General features: G+C 63.1%; 17 protein-coding genes, 1 pseudogene and 1 riboswitch (1 of these 19 only partly in view). Of the genes and pseudogenes, 8 read left to right on the top strand and 10 right to left on the bottom strand.

Annotated features, from left to right (window positions below; genetic code table 11):
- Positions 1-7: 7 nt before the first annotated feature.
- Complete coding sequence (locus DXH78_RS02340; RefSeq protein WP_115515550.1) at positions 8-619, top strand: YdcF family protein; 612 nt, start codon at positions 8-10, stop codon at positions 617-619.
- A 12-nt stretch (positions 620-631) separates the two neighbouring features.
- On the top strand, positions 632-1,366 hold the full coding sequence (locus DXH78_RS02335) for a lysophospholipid acyltransferase family protein (protein ID WP_245416706.1): 735 nt from the start codon (positions 632-634) through the stop codon (positions 1,364-1,366).
- A gap of 3 nt (positions 1,367-1,369) precedes the next feature.
- Here DXH78_RS02335 and DXH78_RS02330 read toward each other — a convergent pair whose 3' ends face one another.
- Complete coding sequence (locus DXH78_RS02330; protein WP_115515549.1) at positions 1,370-1,918, bottom strand: gamma-glutamylcyclotransferase; 549 nt, start codon at positions 1,916-1,918, stop codon at positions 1,370-1,372.
- Between the two features lie 226 nt (positions 1,919-2,144).
- Here DXH78_RS02330 and DXH78_RS02325 point away from each other — a divergent pair, with 226 nt between their 5' ends.
- Together DXH78_RS02325 and DXH78_RS02320 are read left to right on the top strand one after the other, a co-directional pair.
- Positions 2,145-3,272, top strand: coding sequence for a DUF2125 domain-containing protein (locus DXH78_RS02325; protein ID WP_115515548.1), 1,128 nt, complete (start codon positions 2,145-2,147; stop codon positions 3,270-3,272).
- Between the two features lie 69 nt (positions 3,273-3,341).
- Positions 3,342-3,953: a LysE family translocator gene (locus DXH78_RS02320; RefSeq protein ID WP_115515547.1), complete on the top strand. Its 612-nt coding sequence runs from the start codon at positions 3,342-3,344 to the stop codon at positions 3,951-3,953.
- Here the strand turns inward: DXH78_RS02320 and DXH78_RS02315 are convergent, their stop codons facing one another.
- From DXH78_RS02315 to DXH78_RS02305, 3 genes are read right to left on the bottom strand one after another with little or no spacing between them, the layout of a single operon-like run.
- The gene (locus DXH78_RS02315; RefSeq protein ID WP_115515546.1) at positions 3,954-4,922 is read right to left on the bottom strand and encodes a prephenate/arogenate dehydrogenase family protein; all 969 of its coding nucleotides are present in this window, start codon (positions 4,920-4,922) and stop codon (positions 3,954-3,956) included. It abuts the gene before it with no gap.
- Positions 4,919-6,022, bottom strand: coding sequence for a histidinol-phosphate transaminase (gene hisC, locus DXH78_RS02310; RefSeq protein ID WP_115515545.1), 1,104 nt, complete (start codon positions 6,020-6,022; stop codon positions 4,919-4,921). Before hisC ends, DXH78_RS02315 begins: the two co-directional genes overlap by 4 nt.
- 43 nt (positions 6,023-6,065) lie before the next feature.
- On the bottom strand, positions 6,066-6,911 hold the full coding sequence (locus tag DXH78_RS02305) for a chorismate mutase (RefSeq protein ID WP_115515544.1): 846 nt from the start codon (positions 6,909-6,911) through the stop codon (positions 6,066-6,068).
- A 130-nt stretch (positions 6,912-7,041) separates the two neighbouring features.
- A riboswitch (SAM riboswitch) is annotated at positions 7,042-7,121 on the top strand.
- 84 nt (positions 7,122-7,205) lie between these two features.
- Between DXH78_RS02305 and metX the strand changes: the two genes are divergently transcribed.
- The 3 genes and pseudogenes from metX to DXH78_RS20040 form a co-directional block, all read left to right on the top strand.
- Positions 7,206-8,411, top strand: a complete 1,206-nt coding sequence (gene metX, locus DXH78_RS02300) for a homoserine O-acetyltransferase MetX (RefSeq protein WP_115515543.1) — start codon at positions 7,206-7,208, stop codon at positions 8,409-8,411.
- Positions 8,412-8,434: 23 nt separating this feature from the next.
- A complete protein-coding gene (gene metW, locus DXH78_RS02295; protein WP_115515542.1) occupies positions 8,435-9,082 on the top strand; it encodes a methionine biosynthesis protein MetW in 648 nt (215 codons plus the stop codon).
- Positions 9,083-9,252: 170 nt separating this feature from the next.
- A pseudogene (locus tag DXH78_RS20040) lies at positions 9,253-9,819 on the top strand (TIGR02594 family protein); the annotation flags it as partial.
- 375 nt (positions 9,820-10,194) lie between these two features.
- On the opposite strand, the gene DXH78_RS02285 reads toward DXH78_RS20040, so the two are convergent.
- The gene (locus tag DXH78_RS02285; RefSeq protein ID WP_115515540.1) at positions 10,195-10,986 is read right to left on the bottom strand and encodes an MOSC domain-containing protein; all 792 of its coding nucleotides are present in this window, start codon (positions 10,984-10,986) and stop codon (positions 10,195-10,197) included.
- 168 nt (positions 10,987-11,154) lie between these two features.
- On the opposite strand from DXH78_RS02285, the gene clpB reads away from it, so the two are divergent.
- The gene (clpB, locus tag DXH78_RS02280) at positions 11,155-13,749 is read left to right on the top strand and encodes an ATP-dependent chaperone ClpB (protein ID WP_115515539.1); all 2,595 of its coding nucleotides are present in this window, start codon (positions 11,155-11,157) and stop codon (positions 13,747-13,749) included.
- A gap of 79 nt (positions 13,750-13,828) precedes the next feature.
- Here clpB and DXH78_RS02275 read toward each other — a convergent pair whose 3' ends face one another.
- From DXH78_RS02275 to DXH78_RS02255, 5 genes are all read right to left on the bottom strand, one after another.
- Positions 13,829-14,695 (bottom strand): NmrA family NAD(P)-binding protein, encoded by an 867-nt coding sequence (locus DXH78_RS02275; RefSeq protein ID WP_115515538.1) that lies wholly within the window; start codon positions 14,693-14,695, stop codon positions 13,829-13,831.
- Positions 14,696-14,757: 62 nt separating this feature from the next.
- A complete protein-coding gene (locus DXH78_RS02270) occupies positions 14,758-15,477 on the bottom strand; it encodes an NIPSNAP family protein (RefSeq protein WP_115515537.1) in 720 nt (239 codons plus the stop codon).
- A 32-nt stretch (positions 15,478-15,509) separates the two neighbouring features.
- Positions 15,510-15,992 carry a nuclear transport factor 2 family protein gene (locus DXH78_RS02265; protein WP_115515536.1) on the bottom strand — a complete coding sequence of 161 codons (483 nt, stop codon included), beginning with the start codon at positions 15,990-15,992 and terminating at the stop codon, positions 15,510-15,512.
- Positions 15,993-16,153: 161 nt separating this feature from the next.
- On the bottom strand, positions 16,154-17,053 hold the full coding sequence (locus tag DXH78_RS02260; protein WP_115515535.1) for a helix-turn-helix domain-containing protein: 900 nt from the start codon (positions 17,051-17,053) through the stop codon (positions 16,154-16,156).
- A 150-nt stretch (positions 17,054-17,203) separates the two neighbouring features.
- Positions 17,204-19,045 carry the 3' portion of a M23 family metallopeptidase gene (locus DXH78_RS02255; protein ID WP_245416705.1) on the bottom strand. It continues 141 nt past the right edge of the window, so the window shows 1,842 of its 1,983 coding nt (coding positions 142-1,983); its start codon lies off the right edge, out of view; its stop codon occupies positions 17,204-17,206.

Below are 19,045 nucleotides of genomic sequence, written 5' to 3'. Positions count from 1 at the left end.
GTAAGCAATGTTCGCTGGTTTCGTCCGCTGGATCGGTTTTCTGACCATGACCGTCGCGATCGTCGGCGCGCTGGCGCTGACCGGTGGCTTCTTCTGGTTTGCCGCCCAGATCGCGGACGGCGAGGTGAATCTGGGCCGCAAGGCGGACGGCATCGTCGTCCTGACCGGTGCTGCTGCGCGTATCCCGGATGCCATCGAGCTTCTGGCCTCCGAACGCGGCAAGCGCCTGCTCATCACCGGCGTGCATCGCGCCACCTCCGCGACCGAGATCGCGCGGCTGACCCCGCTCTACTCGAAATATTTCGACTGCTGTATCGACCTCGACCGCTCGGCGCTTAACACTTTCGGCAATGCGCTGGAGACGAAACGCTGGACACGCGAACATAATTTCACATCGCTGATCATCGTGACGTCGAACTGGCACATGCCGCGCGCCATGGCCGAGATCGCGCATCAGCTGCCCGACGTGACGCTGATCGCCTATCCGGTCATTTCCGAAAAGGTGCGTACCGAGCCATGGTGGGAAAGCTTGGGCACCACACGCTTCCTTGTTGCCGAGTACCTGAAATACCTGTTCGCGCTCGTGCGCATGGGCGTCGACCCCGATATCAATTCGTAAGGACCACGGCCTGTGCTTCTCATCCGCTCCGTCCTCTTCAACATCGCTTTCTATCTGAATACCGCGATCTGGCTCGTGCTCGCGCTGCCGACATTTCTGATGCCCTATTGGGGCATCGTCGAAATCGCCCGCATCTGGGGCCGGATCAATCTCTGGCTGCTGCGCGTGATCGCCGGCGTGAAGATCGAGATCCGTGGACGCGACAAGATCCCGCAGGGGCCGCTGCTTGTCGCTTCCAAGCATCAGTCGGCCTGGGAGACCTTCACGCTGGTGACGCTGTTTCCCAATCCGGTGTTCATTCTCAAGCGCGAGCTGCAATGGATTCCGCTGTTCGGCTGGTTCACCATCAAGGGCCGCATGGTCCCGGTCGATCGCGGCGGCGGCGCGGCGGCGCTGCGGGCCATGACCGCGCGGGCGCACTACGAGCTCATGCAGAATCGCCAGCTCATCATTTTCCCGGAAGGCACGCGGCGCGCGGCCGGCGCGGAGCCGCGTTATAAATTCGGCGTTGCGCATCTCTATGCAGGCGCCGGCGTGCCATGCCAGCCGGTTGCCTTGAACTCCGGCCTGTTCTGGCCGCGCCGCAGCCTGCTGCGCTACCCGGGAACGGTTGTCGTCGAGTTTCTCGACGTCATTCCGGCCGGGCTGCCTCAGAACGAATTCTTCGCCCGGCTGCAGGAGGAGATTGAAACGGCCACCGCCCGGCTGATCGAGGAAGGTCGCCGCGAATTAGGGCGGAGCGAATAACCCTCAGTTGCCTTTGAGCTGCTGCGCCAGGAGATGCAGCCCGCGGTCACGCACGCCCATGGCCTCCAACTCTTCGACGGTGGCGATCACGTAGTCGCGGTTGGCGCCCGAGCGGCCATGGCCCTGCCGGCAGTAATGCAACTGCTCGGCGGCGGAGAGTTGTCCGGCATATTGCTCGTGACCGCGATCGACGATGTAGCAGAGCGCGCGCACGCTCTCGCGCGGGTCGTCATCGAGCCAGACCTGCCGCCAGGCTTCGAGATAGACCATCGTCACCTGCTCGCGCTCGCGCAAATAAGCGATCGTCTGCTCGCGCTTGTCGGCGGCAACCCGATAGGCGATGCCGCGGCAGTTGCCACCACGATCGAGCCCGAGAACCAGACCCGGCTTTTCCGGCGTGCCGCGATGAACGAAGGAGTAGACGCAAAGTGCGCGGTGGGCGCCGACGAGGCGCGCCTTGCGCCGTTCCACGGCTTCGAAACCGGGGCGCCACATCAGGGAGCCATAGGCGAAGACCCAAAGATCGCCGCTGTCGTCGGAAGGCGCCGTCATTGCTGCCAAGTGTGCCGGAAATGGTCCAGACCGGGCCGGGCGCGTAGCAGTCTACCGGCCCAGGCGCAATGGGGCGGGCCGCACTGGGGCTCTGCAGGAAACTTTAGGCGGTGCGGCGCGTTCGCCCCTTGCCTTCGCGTATGATCCTGCGCACAACGGCGGCGCTGCGTCGCCTTCCGAAGCGAGGCGTTAAACCGCCGCATTTGACAGGTTTTTCGATCACGCCATGTCCCTCGAATCGCCATCCCGCCGTTCGTCGTCGCGGCGCTATATCGTACTGATCGTTCTGGTCGCCCCGCTGATCGGCGGCTGGTCGGCCTTCTGGTATGTGGCGGCGGGCAAGGCGCAGGATATGCTCGCGGGCTGGCGCGCGCGCGAGGCCAAGTCCGGCCGTACCTTCACCTGCGGCACCGAGGACCTCGGCGGTTTTCCGTTCCGTTTCGAATTCAGGTGCAGCGACGCGGTCGCGCAGATCAAGAGCAGCCGCATCCCCTTCGAGATGAAGACCAAAGCCGTGACTTTGGTCTCCCAGGTTTATGACCCGACCTTGCTGATCGGCGAATACCATGGGCCGCTCTCGGTATCCGCGCCCGGCGGTCCGGCGGAGCTGACCGTCAACTGGAAGCTCTTTCAATCGAGTCTGCGTGGCACGCCAACGCGGCCGGAGCGCCTATCGTTGTCATTCGAGCGGCCGGCGGTCGACGCCGTCGATAACGGCAATGCGCGGCCTCTGCTGCGCGCCGAGCATCTCGAGCTGCACGGCCGCCTCATCGAAGGCATGATCACGCAAAAGCCGGTGGTCGAGGTCGCCTTGCGCACCACAGGCGCCTTTGCGCCCGGCATACGCGCCTTGTCGGCGCAGCCCGTCGACGCCGTGGCCGACATGGTGCTGCGTGGCCTCAACGACTTTGCGCCGAAGCCGTGGCCCGAGCGCTTCCAGGAGATTGCCGCCAATGGCGGCAAGGTCGAGGTGACCGAGGCGCGTGTGGTGCAGGGCGAGACACTGGCCGTCGGCTCCGGCACGCTGACGATCAATGCGAACGGGCGGCTGCAAGGCCAGTTGCGCCTGACCGTGGCCGGGCTCGAGCCGTTCCTGAAATCCATCGACGCGCAGAACCTGGTGCAGGCCTCGCCGTCGATGGACAAACTCGCCAACGCGCTCGACCGCTTTTCGCCGGGGCTCGGCCAGGCCGCCAAGCAGCAGGTCGGCGCCAATTTGTCCGCCGGCATCAACATGCTCGGCCAGCAGACCACGCTCGAGGGCCGGCCGGCGGTGGCGCTGCCGCTGCGTGTCGACGAAGGCCGCGTTTATCTCGGGCCTATCCCGGTCGGCGAGATGCCGCCGCTGTTCTAGGCACTGTCAGAAATCGGGTGGCGCCGCGGTTACGCCGTGCGGTATCATTCCGGCTGGAAAGGTGTTGCGATGACGCTCGAATTCCTCATCACATCCTTCATCGTTGTCGTCTCGCCTGGCACCGGCGTGCTGTACACGCTGGCGATCGGGCTGTCGCGGGGCTCGCGCGCCAGCATCGCTGCCGCCTTCGGCTGCACGCTTGGCATCGTGCCGCATATCGCAGCCGCCATTCTCGGGCTTGCTGCGCTGTTGCACACCAGCGCGCTCGCCTTCCAGATCTTCAAATATGCCGGCTGCGCCTATTTGCTCTACATGGCGTGGAGCGCGCTACGAGAACATGGCGTGCTGAGCGTTTCGAAGGAAGGCGACCAGCGTCCGCCGATCGGTATCGCCATCAAGGGCTTTTTGATCAACATCCTCAATCCGAAGCTGTCGATCTTTTTTCTCGCGTTCCTGCCGCTTTTTGTCGCCGCCGACGAACCGAATCCGGTGGCGCTGATGCTCGAATTGAGCGCCGTATTCATGTTGATGACCTTCGCAGTCTTTGTCGTCTACGGCCTGTTCGCCGGCGCGATCCGCGATCGCGTCGTCACGAGGCCGGGCGTCATGACCTGGATGCGTCGAACCTTCGCCGCCGCCTTCGTGCTGCTCGGCGCGCGGCTGGCGCTCGCAGAACGGTAATTACTCGTCCGATGCGTAAGGTTTCGGCAGTGGCTCGGGCGGCAGGGTCTGATGGCCGCGGCCGAAGTCGGGTGCCGGCGAATCCTGGCCGATCTGCACGATGCCCTTGCGGATCGCGCGCGTCCGCGTGAAGTGCTCGAACAAAGTGTCGCCGTCGCCATTGCGGATCGCCTTGGTCAGCAAGGCGATGTCTTCATTGAAGCGGCCGAGCATCTCCAGCACCGCGTCCTTGTTGGTGACGAAGATGTCGCGCCACATGGTCGGGTCGGACGCGGCGATGCGGGTGAAGTCGCGGAAGCCGCCGGCGGAGAATTTCAGCACTTCCGAGCGCGTCACCGTCTCAAGCTCATCGGCCGTGCCGACAATTGTATAGGCGATCAAGTGCGGTAGATGGCTGGTGACCGCCAGCACCAGATCGTGGTGATCCGGCGCCATGGTTTCGACATTGGCGCCGATGAGCTTCCAGAATGCCGCGAGCTTGTCGACCGCAGCCTGGTTCTGTCCCGGCGGCGGTGTGAGAATGCACCAGCGGTTGACGAACAGTTCAGCAAAGCCGGCGTCGGGGCCGGAATATTCGGTGCCGGCCACCGGATGCGCGGGCACGAAATGCACGCCTTGGGGAATATGCGGACCCATATCGCGCACGATCGAACCCTTTACCGAGCCGACATCGGACACGGTGGCGCCTGGCGCCAGATGTGGGGCAATTTCTTTCGCCACAGCGCCGCAGACGCCGACGGGCGTGCAGACGATGACCAGATCGGCGCCTTCGACCGCGGCCGCGGCGGTCTCGACCACTTGGTCAGCCAGGCCGAGTTCGGCAACGCGTTTGCGCGTCGCCTCGGAGCGCGCGGTGGCGACGATCGAGCCGACCGCGCCCTGCGCCTTCGCCGCACGCGCGATCGACGAGCCGATCAGGCCGACGCCGATGAGCGCCAGCCGATTGTAGAGAGGAGCAGGTTTGCTCACGCCGCTTTCCCCAGGAAGTCCTTGAGCGCGGCAATGACGAGCCTGTTGGCTTCCTCGGTGCCGATCGTCATGCGCAGGCAATTCGGCAGGCCGTAGCCGGCGACGCGGCGCAGGATGATCCCGCGCTTCGTCAGGAACTCATCGGCTTCCGGCGCCGTCTTGCCCTTGGTCTCGGGGAAGTGCATCAGCACGAAGTTGCCGACACTCGGCGTCACGGTGAGGCCGAGCTTGGTCAATTCGTCGCTCACCCAGGCAAGCCACTGGTTGTTGTGGGCGACAGCCTTTTCCAGGTGCGCGGCGTCTTCGATGGCCGCGACACCGGCCTTGATCGCCGGCGCGTTGACGTTGAACGGGCTGCGCACGCGGTTAAGCACATCGACGATATTTTCCGGACCGTAGAGCCAGCCGAGACGGATCGCGGCAAGGCCGTGGATCTTGGAGAAGGTGCGGCACATGACGACGTTCTCCGACGTCGCGACCAACTCGATGCCCGCCTCGTAGTCGTTGCGCTGAACGTATTCGGCATAGGCAGCGTCGAGCACGAGGATGACGTTCGGCGGCAGCGCCTTGTGCAGGCGCTTGATCTCGTCGAACGGAACGTAAGTGCCGGTCGGGTTGTTCGGGTTGGCGATGAAGACGATGCGCGTCTTCGGCGTCACCGCCGCGATAAGCGCGTCGATGTCGGCCGTGTAGTTCTTCTCCGGCACGGCGATCGGCTTGGCGCCGCGGCTGAGCGAATAGATCGGATACATCAGGAAGCCGTGCTGCGAGTACACGACTTCATCGCCGTCGGTCAGGTAAGCTTGCGCCAACATGTTGAGCAGGTCGTCGGAGCCGGCGCCGCAGACAAGACGCGCCGGGTCGAGTCCATAAACCCGGCCGATAGCGTTGCGCAGTTCGGTGACAGCGCCGTCCGGATAATCCTCGAGCTTGGCGCCCGCGGCCTGATAGGCGGCGGCGGCTTTCGGTGACGGCCCCAGCGGGCTCTCGTTCGACGACAGCTTGTAGATCTTGTCGACGCCGGGGGCGCTGCTTTTGCCGGGAACGTAGGGCGCGATGTCGAGCACGCCGGGACGCGGGACGGGACGGTTTGCAGTCATGGTTCTGGCCGTAGTTGGAGGTGAGGCGTCGCTGCGGCGGACGTCAGGCCTTGTCGGCGGCAACCGTATAGCGGGTTGCGTGGCTGCCGACGAGAGCCATGGAGCGGACGGTGGCGCCGGCCTTGGCGAGCAGCTGGGCGATGTCGTGGATGTTCTGGCCTTGCGGGAGGGTGACGAGAAGCGCCGCGCCGTCGAAGGCGCGGTCCGGCACGGCCAGAAACTCCGCCAGCGTGGTCAGGGTCTGCGCCGCCTTGGCGCTCCAGCCCGAGACGCGCACGCTCCAGACCTCGACCTCGGTGGCGCGGGCGTCGTCGGCGACGCGGGAGATCACGAACACCGGCAGCGCTGCCGGATGGTCGTGGCGCTCGACGAAGGGCAGGCGGGCAATGATCTTCGGTGCGGCGTCGAATTCGAGCGCAGTCCACCATGCTCCGGCGCTGACCGAGGAGATGACCGGCACGAGGCCGAGATCGCCGCGCGATTCCGACACCGCCGCGACGACGCCGGCCGCGCCCATATGCGGCACCAGCGGCACCGTGAAGCCGAAATGAAATCGCGCAGAATCGCGCATTTGCGCGTCGCCGGCCGAGAAGTCGGCATGGGCGGAGAAGTTCTGCTGCACATAGGTGAAGGTCGCGATGATGACGCGCCAGATGCTCTCGACGGTATCGAGCGGCAGAATGCCTTTATGGCGCTCGGCGAGCCGGCGCATCATCTGCGCTTCGCGCATTGGGCGGAAGGCGGAGCCGGATTCCTGGCTTTTCTTGACCTCGATCAGACGATCGATGATGTCGCCCCGCTCCATCAGGAGCTGGTGCATGGACTCGTCGATGCGGTCGATCTCCTTGCGGAGTTCGGTCAGGTCGATGGGTTTGGGCGGCGTGCTCATGGGCGGCATTGATAGGAAAGACGGGCCTTAAAGGCAAAGAAAACATAACCTTGTTGGGACGAAGGCGGCGCCCACCCGGCCTTGGGGCGGCGGTCCCGGCTTGACGCGGCCGGGGGTGGGGAATAAGAAAAAGGCACTTCGTGGTCATTTGAGCCGGCCGGCTTGCAGCCACGTTAAACAACTCGCTAAACAGGCCGGGGAACATCAAGGGTCCCGGCCGAACCTTCGTTCAGGCCGGGTTTTTTATGGCCTGATGTGTCCGGGAGGCCGCCCTCACGGGTGGCCGTGTTCGAGATGAACGTTAAACCGACCCAGAGCGAACTGGTGCGCGACCAGATCGTGCGCGATGCCGACAATCCGCGTGATTCCAACGTCGCCCGCTTCGGCGCCGACAAGCCGCTTAAGCTCGATGCGGGCGTTGAATTGTCGCCATTCCAGATTGCCTACACAACATACGGCACCTTGAATACCGAGCGAACCAACGCGGTGCTGATCTGCCACGCGCTGACCGGCGACCAGCACGTCAATAATGTGCATCCGGTCACCGGAAAAGGCGGATGGTGGGACAGTCTCATCGGTCCCGGCAAGCCGATCGATCCCGAGCGCTACTTCATCATCTGCACCAATGTGCTCGGTGGCTGCATGGGCACCACCGGGCCGGCCTCGACCAATCCGGCGACCGGCAAGCCGTGGGGGCTCGATTTCCCCGTCATCACCATCCGCGACATGGTGCGCGCGCAGGCGATGCTGCTCGACCATCTCGGCATCGAGACCTTGTTTGCCGTGGTCGGCGGCTCGATGGGCGGCATGCAGGTGCTGCAATGGGCGGCGAGCTATCCGGAGCGCGTTTTCGCCGCGCTGCCGATTGCCACCGCGACGCGCCACTCGGCGCAGAACATCGCGTTCCATGAGGTCGGCCGCCAGGCGATCATGGCGGATCCCGAATGGAAGGGCGGGCGCTATCATCTCGAAGGCGCCAATCCGCGCCGCGGACTGGCAGTCGCGCGTATGGGCGCGCACATCACCTACCTGTCGGACGCGGCACTGCACCGTAAATTCGGCCGCAACTTTCAAAATCGCGAGAAGGCGACATTCTCGTTCGATGCCGACTTCCAGGTCGAAAGTTATCTGCGCCATCAGGGTATTTCCTTCGTCGAACGCTTCGACGCCAATTCCTATCTCTATCTCACGCGAGCGATGGACTACTTCGATCTTGCGGCGGACAACGGCGGCGTGCTCGCCAATGCATTCCGCGATACGCCGACGCGGTTTTGCGTGGTGTCGTTTACCAGCGACTGGCTGTTCCCGACGCCGGAATCGCGCGCCATTGTGCATGCATTGAATGCGGCAAAGGCGCGTGTGTCTTTCGCCGAGATCGTGACCGACAAAGGCCATGACGCCTTCCTGCTCGATGAGCCGGAACTGTTCGCCATCGTGCGCGGCTTCCTCGATGGCGCAGGTAAGGCGCGCGGGCTTCCGTGGCTTTCGGCGAAAAAGTAACTCCCGCAAGATCGGTAAATGCAATGAGCGACAGAAAATTAAATCCGCAGGTTCGCAACGGCAGCGGCGCGCGCGTCGATCTCATGCTGGTCAGCGAGATGGTCGGGCACGGCGCCAAGGTGCTCGACGTTGGCTGCGGTGACGGCGAGTTGCTGCAGATTCTTGCCGAGACGCGCAATGTCGACGGTCGCGGCATCGAACTGTCGCGCGAGGGCGTCAATGAATGCGTTGCCAAGGGGCTCGCCGTGATCCAAGGCGATGCCGATACCGATCTCGCCGATTATCCGGACGATGCCTTCGACTACGTCGTCCTGTCGCAGACTCTTCAGGCGACACGCCAGCCGCGCGTTGTGCTTGAACACATGCTGCGGATCGGCCGGCATGCCATCGTCTCGTTTCCGAATTTCGGCCACTGGACAGTGCGCATGCAGCTCCTGTTCGCCGGACACATGCCGCGCACGGATATTCTGCCCTACAGCTGGTATGACACGCCGAACATTCATCACTGTACGATCAAGGATTTCGTGCAGCTCTGTCAGACGGTCGGCGTTTCGATCGACAAGGCGGTGGCGCTGAATGCGTGGGGGTCGCCGCTGCGTCTCAATGCGCCGTGGTGGTTCTGGAACATGTTTGGCGAGCAGGGCGTATTTCTGTTGAGCCGCAAGAGCTGATGGAAATAAAGGCGATGTGGTGAATGCGCATGGTTAAGCGGCGCATGTTCACCATGTCGTTTCACCGTTAATTCAATCCGATCATTTGCCGAAAATTGTCCGTGCTATCTCCGGGTACGGCAGCGCGTGTCACATCGCGCCAAGAATATTTTTGAATCGGGGACTCGTTCATGCGTACCTGGCGGATGATGGTTGCGTTCAGCAGCATCGCGCTGATCGGCTTTTGCGAACCGGCCTTGAGCCAGCCGACACCGCAGGCCCGGCCGAAGACCGCGCCGCAGGCGACGCAAGCCAAGAACAAGTCGCTGACCCACCGCGCCCAGCGTGAGAACAACGCCAATCGTTTGCGCAGCACGGCTATTGCCGAGCCGCCGAAGGCGCCGCTCTCTGGCTGGCCGGCGCTGGTGCGCGAAGCGCGCAAATACATGGGCACAAACCCGACCGCGCGCGACCGGCTGTGGTGCGCCACCTTCATGAACATGGTGCTGGCCAAAGTCGGCTACAGCGGCACCAATTCGGACGCCGCGCGCTCCTTCGCGCAATACGGCCGCCGCATCAACGAGCCGCGCATCGGCGCTATCGCCGTGCTCACGCGTGGCAAGAACGGCGGCCATGTCGGTGTTGTTTCGGGCATCGACCCGAGCGGCAATCCGATCATTATTTCCGGCAATCACGGCCGCAAGGTCGGCGAAGCGATTTATCCGCGCTCGCGCGTCATTGCTTATGTGATGCCGTCGGAGCGTCAGGGCTCGACGCAATATGCCGAGCGCAGCGCGCCGCAGCGTGGCAACGACAGCGAACTTGATTCACCGATTGCCGAACTGCTCGCCGTCATCGAGTCTGAATACAACGCCAAGGGCCGCCCGCGCGGGACCGGTCCCGAGCCGCGTCCGCTGCCGCCGTCGCAGGCGCGCCGCGATGTGCCGCTCGATCCAGCGCTTGCTGAATTTCTCGGGCTGAAGGAGCGGGCCGCCCCGTCGCCGCAGATTTCGCGCATGCCGGTGGTGCAGCCGCCTACCGCGCCGGTTCAGCAGCGCGAACTGCGCGTCGAACAGCGCGCGCCAGGCCGTGTCGCGTCGAACGGGCTCACGGTCGCGCGCTGAGTCTTGATTCTAGAGCAGCGCGTTGACCTTCAGCGCATCGCCTTCGGCAATGTCGCCACCCTCGATGACTTCGGCATAGATGCCGCAGTCCATGTGATTGAACGTCTGCATCAGGGTCTTCGGGATGTTGAGGTCGCGGGCGCCGGTCGTGGGATCGACATTGGTGGCGGCACAGCGGACGATGCGCTTGATCACCTTGAGCCGTACCGGGCTGCCGACCTCGATCTCATGATTGAGCAGGTCGAATTCGCGCCAGGCCGGCCAGCCGGTGACGTAGAGATTGCCGCGGAAGCGCAGTGGATCGACCGGCTGCCCGATCGCGGTTTCGATCGCCGCCACCGAAGCGAGGTTGATGATCGACACCACCTTTTTCGCCACGTCGGAAAAACTGTGCGGGCCGTCCGGCGCACCTTCGCCGGACAGGACCTTGGGCGGACCGTTCAGCTCGGCCGGCATGAACTTGCGAAAAAAAGCCTCAACCATCAGCCGGCCTTCGCCGGTCCGGAGATCGGCGCGGACGGCCTCGCGGCCCTCATGGACGACGGTCAGCGTATGGCTGGCTTCGTCGTAGGCGGTCTTGAGGCCCGCGAGGCGCTCGTTCCGCATCAGCATCAGGAAGCGCGTCTTGGGGAAATAGGCCGGCTGCGCCGGGTCAAAGCCGGTCGGGCCGTTCTCGACGGCGTATAGCCGGTCGGCCGGCAGGGGCGCCCCGGCCGCGAGCCGGACCTGCGGCAGCCTGTCGGGCGACAGGCCCTTCACAGGATAACGGTATATCGATTGAATAATGGCCTGATCGGACATGGAAATCGGCTCGACGATCTGGTGCTGCAGAAGGGGTTCAGGCCTGACCTATATCAACCCGCCCGGCTCTTCACACGGGCAAATTGGCCACCACATAAGGACCAACGGGCCGCCAATCTGGGGCCTGAATTCGACCGGTGCCTATGAAGGGCCGAGGGAGTTGAGACCATGAACTTCGAGAAATACACCGACCGCGCCCGCGGGTTTGTGCAATCCGCCCAGTCGCTGGCCCTGCGTGAGGGCCACCAGCAGTTCGCCCCCGAACATCTTCTGAAAGTCCTGCTCGACGACCCGGAGGGGTTGGCGGCGGGCCTGATCGACCGTTCCGGCGGCAATTCCCGTCAGGCGTTGCAGCAGACCGAGGCCGCGCTGGCCAAACGCCCGAAGGTTTCCGGCGGTGGGGCGGGGCAGGTCTATCTCGATCCCGCTCTGGCGCGTGTCTTCGACGCCGCCGAAAAAGCAGGCGAGAAAGCCGGCGATAGTTTCGTGACCGTCGAGCGCCTTCTGCTGGCCCTGGCCGTCGAGAAGGACAGCGAAGCCGGCAAGGCATTGTCGCGCGCCGGTGTTACGCCGCAGAATCTCAATGCCGCAATCGAAGCCTTGCGCAAAGGCCGCACCGCTGACTCGGCTTCGGCTGAAAACGCCTATGACGCCTTGAAGAAGTACGCGCGCGATCTCACGCAGGCGGCACGGGAAGGCAAGATCGATCCGGTCATCGGCCGCGACGAGGAAATCCGTCGCACGATTCAGGTTCTGTCGCGCCGAACCAAGAACAACCCGGTGCTGATCGGTGAGCCCGGTGTCGGCAAGACGGCCATTGTCGAGGGCCTGGCCCAGCGCATCGTCAATGGCGATGTGCCCGAGAGCTTGCACGACAAGAAGCTGCTGTCGCTGGATATGGGCGCGCTCATTGCCGGCGCGAAGTATCGCGGCGAATTCGAGGAGCGTCTCAAGGCTGTGCTCAACGAGGTTACCTCGGCCGAGGGCGGCATCATTCTGTTCATCGACGAGATGCATACGCTGATCGGCGCCGGCAAGGCGGATGGCGCGATGGACGCCTCCAACCTCTTGAAGCCGGCGCTGGCGCGTGGCGAACTGCACTGCATCGGCGCGACCACGCTCGACGAATACAAGAAGCACGTCGAGAAGGACGCCGCCTTGGCGCGGCGCTTCCAGCCGGTGTTCGTGTCGGAGCCGACGGTCGAGGACACGATTTCGATCCTGCGCGGCCTCAAGGACAAGTACGAGCAGCACCACGGCGTGCGTATCGCCGATTCGGCGATTGTCGCGGCCGCGACGCTTTCGAACCGCTACATCACCGATCGTTTCCTGCCCGACAAGGCCATTGACCTTGTCGACGAGGCCGGTGCCCGCCTGAAGATGCAGGTCGATTCCAAGCCCGAGGAGCTCGACTCGATCGACCGCGAAATCGTGCGGCGCAAGATCGAGCAGGAAGCACTGAAGAAGGAAACCGACCCGGGCTCGAAGGATCGCTTGAAGAACATCGAAGCCGAGCTGGTCGCGCTGGAGAAGCAGTCGGCCGATCTCACCAGTCGCTGGAAGGCGGAAAAGGAAAAGCTCGGCTCGGCGACCGAATTCAAGAAGCAACTCGACGACGCCCGCAACGAACTCGCCATTGCCCAGCGCAAGGGTGAGTACCAGAAGGCGGGTGAGCTTGCCTATGGCCGCATTCCGGAGCTCGAGAAGAAGCTGAAGGACGTCGAGGCGCGCGGCAATCAAGGCGCCATGGTCGAAGAAACCGTCACCGCCGATCACGTCGCCGGCGTCGTGTCGCGCTGGACCGGCGTGCCGGTCGACAAGATGCTCGAAGGCGAGAAAGACAAGCTGCTGCGCATGGAAGAAGCGATCGGCAAGCGCGTCATCGGTCAGAAGGAGGCCGTGGCAGCCGTGTCGACCGCGGTGCGTCGTGCGCGCGCCGGTCTGCAAGACCCGAACCGGCCCATCGGCTCGTTCATGTTCCTCGGGCCCACCGGCGTCGGCAAGACCGAATTGACCAAAGCGCTCGCCGAATATCTGTTCGACGACGAGAACGCGCTGCTGCGCATCGACATGTCGGAGTACATGGAGAAGCATGCGGTGTCGCGCCTCATCGGCGCGCCTCCGGGTTATGTCGGCTACGACGAAGGCGGCGCGCTCACCGAAGCGGTGCGGCGTCGGCCCTATCAGGTCGTGCTGTTCGACGAGATCGAGAAGGCGCATCCGGATGTGTTCAACGTTCTGTTGCAGGTGCTCGACGATGGCCGTCTGACTGATGGCCAGGGCCACACCGTCGACTTCCGCAACACGTTGATCGTGATGACGTCGAATCTCGGCGCCGACTATCTGGTCAACCAGCCGGAAGGCGAGGACACCGACAAGGTGCGCGATCAGGTGATGGGCGTGGTGCGCGCAATGTTCCGGCCGGAGTTCCTGAACCGCGTCGACGAGATCATCCTGTTCCACCGTCTGCAGAAGTCGGAAATGACGTCGATCGTCGACATCCAGATGAAGCGGCTGCAGAAGCTGCTCGACGACCGCAAGATCATCATCACGCTGGAGTCGTCGGCCCGCGAATGGCTGGCGAACAAAGGCTGGGATCCGGCTTACGGTGCGCGCCCCTTGAAGCGCGTGATCCAGAAGTCAGTGCAGGATCCGCTCGCCGAGATGATCCTGTCCGGCATCGTGAAGGATGGCGAGACGGTCAACGTCTCGGGCGGCCCGCTGGGACTGAGCTTCAACGGCCGGCTCGCCAAGGCGGCTTAAGGGCGCCGTAAAGCATCAGCCTTGCATGGCCGGGCTATGCCCGACCATGCGGCGCGGCGGGAAACGACCTGCGTCTATGTCAGGCGAACACCGCCTCGTGATCTTCCACGAATTGCCGCGTCGTGATCGGAGCTCGACCGACAATGCCGCTGATCGTCTCGGTCGCTTCGCTGGAGAGCCCGCCGTCCATCGCGATCTGCCGCGCCGTGCGCTGGTGGTCGATCAGCCATTCGGGCATGCCGCGTGCCTTCATCACCTGTTCAGCCTGTTCGAACGGCACGGCGACATAAGTAATCTTGCGACCCAGCACGTCCGAGAAGACATCCGTGAATTCGGCGAAATTGGTTTTAGCGCCGGTGAATTCGTAGATCTTACCGATGTGAGGCGCGGGATCGAGCAGGACCCGCGCGCCAACGGCACCGGTGTCGCGAACGTCGATGAAAGAAAAGGGCAGATCGGCGGGAAATGGCAGAACCATCTTGCTGTCGTTCCTGATCAGGGGAGCTTGCGCGAAAGTGTTCTGCATGAAGAAGCCGGGCCGCAAAATGACCCATTTCATACCGCTGGCGCGCAGCCGTTCCTCGATGGCGTAGTGACCGCGCCCAATTACGGACGGTGAATCCGGCCGCACAAAGAAGCGGCTGCCGGACACCCGTACCAGGTATTGCACGCCGGCCTCGAGCGCTACGTCGAGCACATTGTTCTGCTGCGTGACCATGTCAGGGTTATGCCCGGTCACCACGAAGACGGTCGTCACGCCTTTGAAGGCTTGCGCCAGTGCCAGCCGGTCCGTCAGCTCGGCAACGGCGATGTTGGCGTCCGGACCCAGAACCTCATGGGCTTTTTTCAAGTCGCGCACGATGCAGACCGGTGCTTGTCCGAGCTGGGTCAGTTCCTTGACGACAGCGCGGCCGGTATTGCCGGTCGCGCCAACAACGGCGATCATGGTGTCCTCCCAGGCTATTCAAGGCGGTTCCCGCTTGTTGTTGTGCGCGGGCTAGCCAACGATTAATTAGAACTCTCAAACAAGGCGCGCATCCAAGGCAATGGGCTTGGCCTGAGATTCGTGACCTGGCCACCGACGATACGCGGTCGGTTGTCTTCCATGAGGGCATCCCAATCCGGCAGTCCTGCGAGCTGGCGGCGCAGCGCTTCGGCGTCCGGCCAGCTTGTGTGCCAATGATAGGTGAAGATGCGGTGCAGGCTGCCGACCGTGACGACGAAACAGCCGATCAGGCGGCTGCGGAAGATGTCAGTCGTCGCGGTGTTGAGCTTGCGAAAGCTCTCCCAGTAGGCAGCCACTCCGCCGGGGAGAAAATCGAGAACGCTTTCGGAAATGGCGAGGTCATCGGCCTTTCCGGCGCCGGCCAGAACGGGTTCTCCGGGCAGCCAGTCGAGCTTGTCGTTCCACAGCGGGCTCAGTTCGGCGATCGGGGCGTGGTCGAGATAGGAATTTTCTTGACGCAACAGCAACTTGCGCGCTGCGACGAAATAATCGGCGCGTTCCGGCGTGATGAGTGCCGCAAGTCGTTGCTTGGCGTCGTCGTAACTGTCCCAGCGGTAGAGGTGCACGATGCGGTCGCTGTCACCGGCGGCCGTCGCGAAGAACCCGATGTTGCGGTCGAGCAGGACGCGCAGCGATTCCGGCCTGTTGTACTTGCGGTGCAGCGCCCAATAGGCGTCTTCGCATCCGGGGCGCAGCGTATAGGCCCGTCGTTCAAACAACATCGCTTTTCCCGTGCGGCGTTCTGTGCAGGTTGTTATTGGTCTTCGGCGCGGCGCCACAATTCGTAACCGATCTCACGCGAGATCAGTCCGTCGCGAATGTGGAAGGCATGAATGAGCCGCATCTGCACCCGCGTGCCAATCGGATAGGGGCAGTTGTCGAAGGCGTCCCCGGTAATCTTGAAATTGACATAGGAGTCGTCGAATACGCGCTCCGGCGTTGCCCAGCGTTCAACAGGCTTGAATTCAAAGTCGACGACGCCGTTGAATACGCGCAGATACATTTTCTTGATCAGTTCGCGACCTTGATAAGCGACCTTGCGCGCCGGCGCCTCCCACACGGCATCTGCAGTGTAAAGGCGGATACATTCGTCGATGCGCTCGGGGTTCTCCTCCTGCAAGTGCATCTCGACGAGATCGAGGGCGTGCTGAACCTTTTCCGCATGGGTCTGCACCGCACGACGCCCTGCGATCAGGGCATCCACGGTTAGCTTTGCTTTGTCGGCGAGCGTAGTCATCGGCGTTTTCCCACCTATGAGCGCCTGTTGGCTCCGGCGGGGTGACGCTAAATCCCGTCGGTTTTACGGTGGGAATTGTACGGCGGACCTGGCATGGCACGATTGCAGGATCGGCCTTGTTTTTTTGCAGGATCGGCGCGGGCGGTGTCGTCCTCGCCGGATCAGCGGTCGCGCCTGATGGCGCCTGGCGTGCGTCCCATTGCGCGCCGCACCATGCGGGTCATGTGTTGCTGGTTGCTGAACCCGCAATGCAGGGCGATTTCCGCCAGCGGTAGGTCCGAGGATGTAAGCAGCGCATTGGCGCGTCTGACCCGCGCATTCATCACATATTGATAAGGCGCGACCGCCATGCTGCGCTTGAACTCGTTGTTTAGACGCCCGGTGCTCACGCCGGCGGCTTTGGCGATGGCGGCCAAAGTCAGGTTCTGGCCGAGACGTTCTTCGATGTAATCGACCGCGCGCTTGCATTGTTGCGGCGTCAGCTTGTGTGTTTCGTTGGATTTAAGAGAGCGTCCGGACATGAGGGGCCGAACGAGATGAGCAGCAATCGTCCGCGACAATGTTTCCGCGTAAATCCGGTCGGCGGGCGAGGGCGCCATCAGCATCTTTCTGATTTCGTACGCGATGGACCGCAGAATGTCGTCCATGATGCCGACGCGTGGCGGCAGATCGACCGTGGTTTGCGATCCGAACATCTCGCCAGAGATTTCGCGTATCGTCTCGTCGCGAATGTAGATGTGGAGCGTGTCATAGGCGCCACCATCAGACGACGTTCGCATTTTGAAATCGGCGCCGCCCGGCGTGATCGTCGCGCTGCCTGGCAACAATATTTGTTCTTGGCGCTCGCCATTGATGTCGCGCGCGATGCGAACAGGCTTGCCCAAAGGGATCACGATGAGATGGTCTTTCACGGCGGCGAAAGAACCTTCAAACGGCGATTCCGAGCAGATGCAGGCGAAAAGCGATGTCCAATCGACATTTTCGCTCGAGCAATGCACCACGCTCCCCGGCTGATGCACAACCCGGTGAGTTTCCAGGTAGGAGAAGCGCGAGCGCGGCATGCGTTGGGCCACGAATTAAGACATATGCCCGAGCCTTGGCGCCCGGTTGCGGAATTATTGTGCTGATAACGCGCAGACCCTGTCAACCACCCCGGTCACATCTGTCGCGGGGACCGTTGGCTGTTAGGGTCGCGAGCCGGCGGGAGGTGCTTACTTCGCGCTCGACGCCATGCGCGCTGGCTTGCGCGCCATAATGCCGTCGAGCCGATCGCGTTCCTGCTCGAATGTGGCCATCATCGAGCCGGTGAGTTCGCGGCCGCGCGGCAGTTTGATGCGCATTGGATCGACGAAGCGGCCGTTGACGCGGATTTCGTAGTGAACATGCGAGCCGGTCGATAGGCCGGTTGAACCGACGAAGCCGATCACCTGCCCCTGACGTACGCGCTTGCCGACCTCCATGCCGCGCGCAAAGGCGCTCATGTGGCCGTAGGCCGTCTCGTAACCGTTGTTGTGCTTGACCAGGATGAATTTGCCGTAGCCGGATTCCCAGCCTTCTTTCTCAACCACACCGTTACCCGCAGCGTAGATTGGAGTGCCGGTCGGTGCCGCCCAATCCACGCCGGTGTGCATCTTTGTGTAGCCGAGGATCGGGTGGCGGCGGATACCGAAGCCCGAGCGCATGATGCCGGCAACCAAGGGCTTGCGCACCAGAAACTTCTTCGCGCTCTTGCCGCTCTCGTCATAATAATCGACGAGGCCGTCGTCCGGCGACTGGAAGCGATAGAATTTCTTGACCTCGCCGCCCACAGTCAACGCGGCGAACAACACATCGTTGCGGTTATCTGCGCCTGGCGTTTCTTCTTCGCCGGCATAGAGCACTTCGAACGAGTCGCCCGGCTGCACCTTGCGTTGGAAGTCGACGTCGTAGGAATAGATCTTGATGAGTTCGTCGATGAGCGGTCGCGGGATCTGGTTGCGCAGCGCCGTCTCGTAGACGCTCTGATAGAGCCGCACACCGGAGCCGTCGTCGTTTTCCTCGTCGTTCTGATCGGTATTTTGCGCCACTTCGCTATCGACGTTGCGGACGTCGACGGCAACGTATTTTCCGGCATCCGACAAAGCGGCCACCGCTTCAACAGTGTTTTCGTTGGCGACGATGACGCGGACCGGACGCTGTGCCGGCGCGCCCGGCGCCGGCGACATTAGCACCCGCAGCTTTTGGCCGTCCTTCAGCGGATCACGGCCTTTGGCGCCAAGGGTCGAGGTGACAGCGCCGATATCGGCGGCGGCGGCGCCGAGTTCCTTGAGGATCGAGCTGACGGTGTCGCCTTTCTTGGCAATGACAATCTTTTCGTTGAAGGCATTGCCGCCGGTGGTCTGGTTGGCGGTTTTTGGCAGCAGCGTGATGTTTTCCGGGACGATACGGGCTTCGAAGCCGGCATAGGGATCGGGCGCTGCAGGCCCCGCATAAGCGAGCTTGATGCCGGTGATATTGTTGGCGCCGGCGAGATGGCTGGCCGATTTTTCGCTCCACTCCGCCGCTTCCTTGACGCGCGTCATCACGTCGTCGGTCGGGGTCTGCAGCGCGATCTTCAGGCGCGGCATCATCGGCTCGAGATCGCGCATGACGAAGGAGACTTCGGCGTCAGGCTCGGCGGCCGGTGCATCTTCGGGGATCGACGTGCCACTCGGAGAATTCTCGGCGAGCATGGCTTGCGGATTGAACGGCGGAATGTCGGCGGACAGACTGCTCACGGACAGTGCCAGATTGCCGGCGACACGAACGAAGGGGCGCACGCGCACGACTTCGTGGTTGCCGACACGGCTTGTGGTCGAAACGCGGATCACCTGCTTGGCGAAGGACGGCTCTTCGGCGCTCTGTAGGCGGTCGCCCTTGCGGGCGCCCAGGCGTTCGGTGGAAGGGGTCAGCGCGCCGCGCAGTGCGACTTCGACGCGCTCGGGCAGGGTCGCGAAATTGGTCTCGCCGTCGAGAGATGTGAAAACGGCGCCGCCCATAAGGGCAGCGCCGCACAATGCGGTCAGAATCGTGCC

The organism is Undibacter mobilis, assembly GCF_003367195.1.
GTDB lineage: Bacteria > Pseudomonadota > Alphaproteobacteria > Rhizobiales > Xanthobacteraceae > Pseudolabrys > Pseudolabrys mobilis.
The sequence above is the reverse complement of the archived record's forward strand: the minus strand, read 5'-3'. Positions and strand labels throughout refer to the sequence as shown.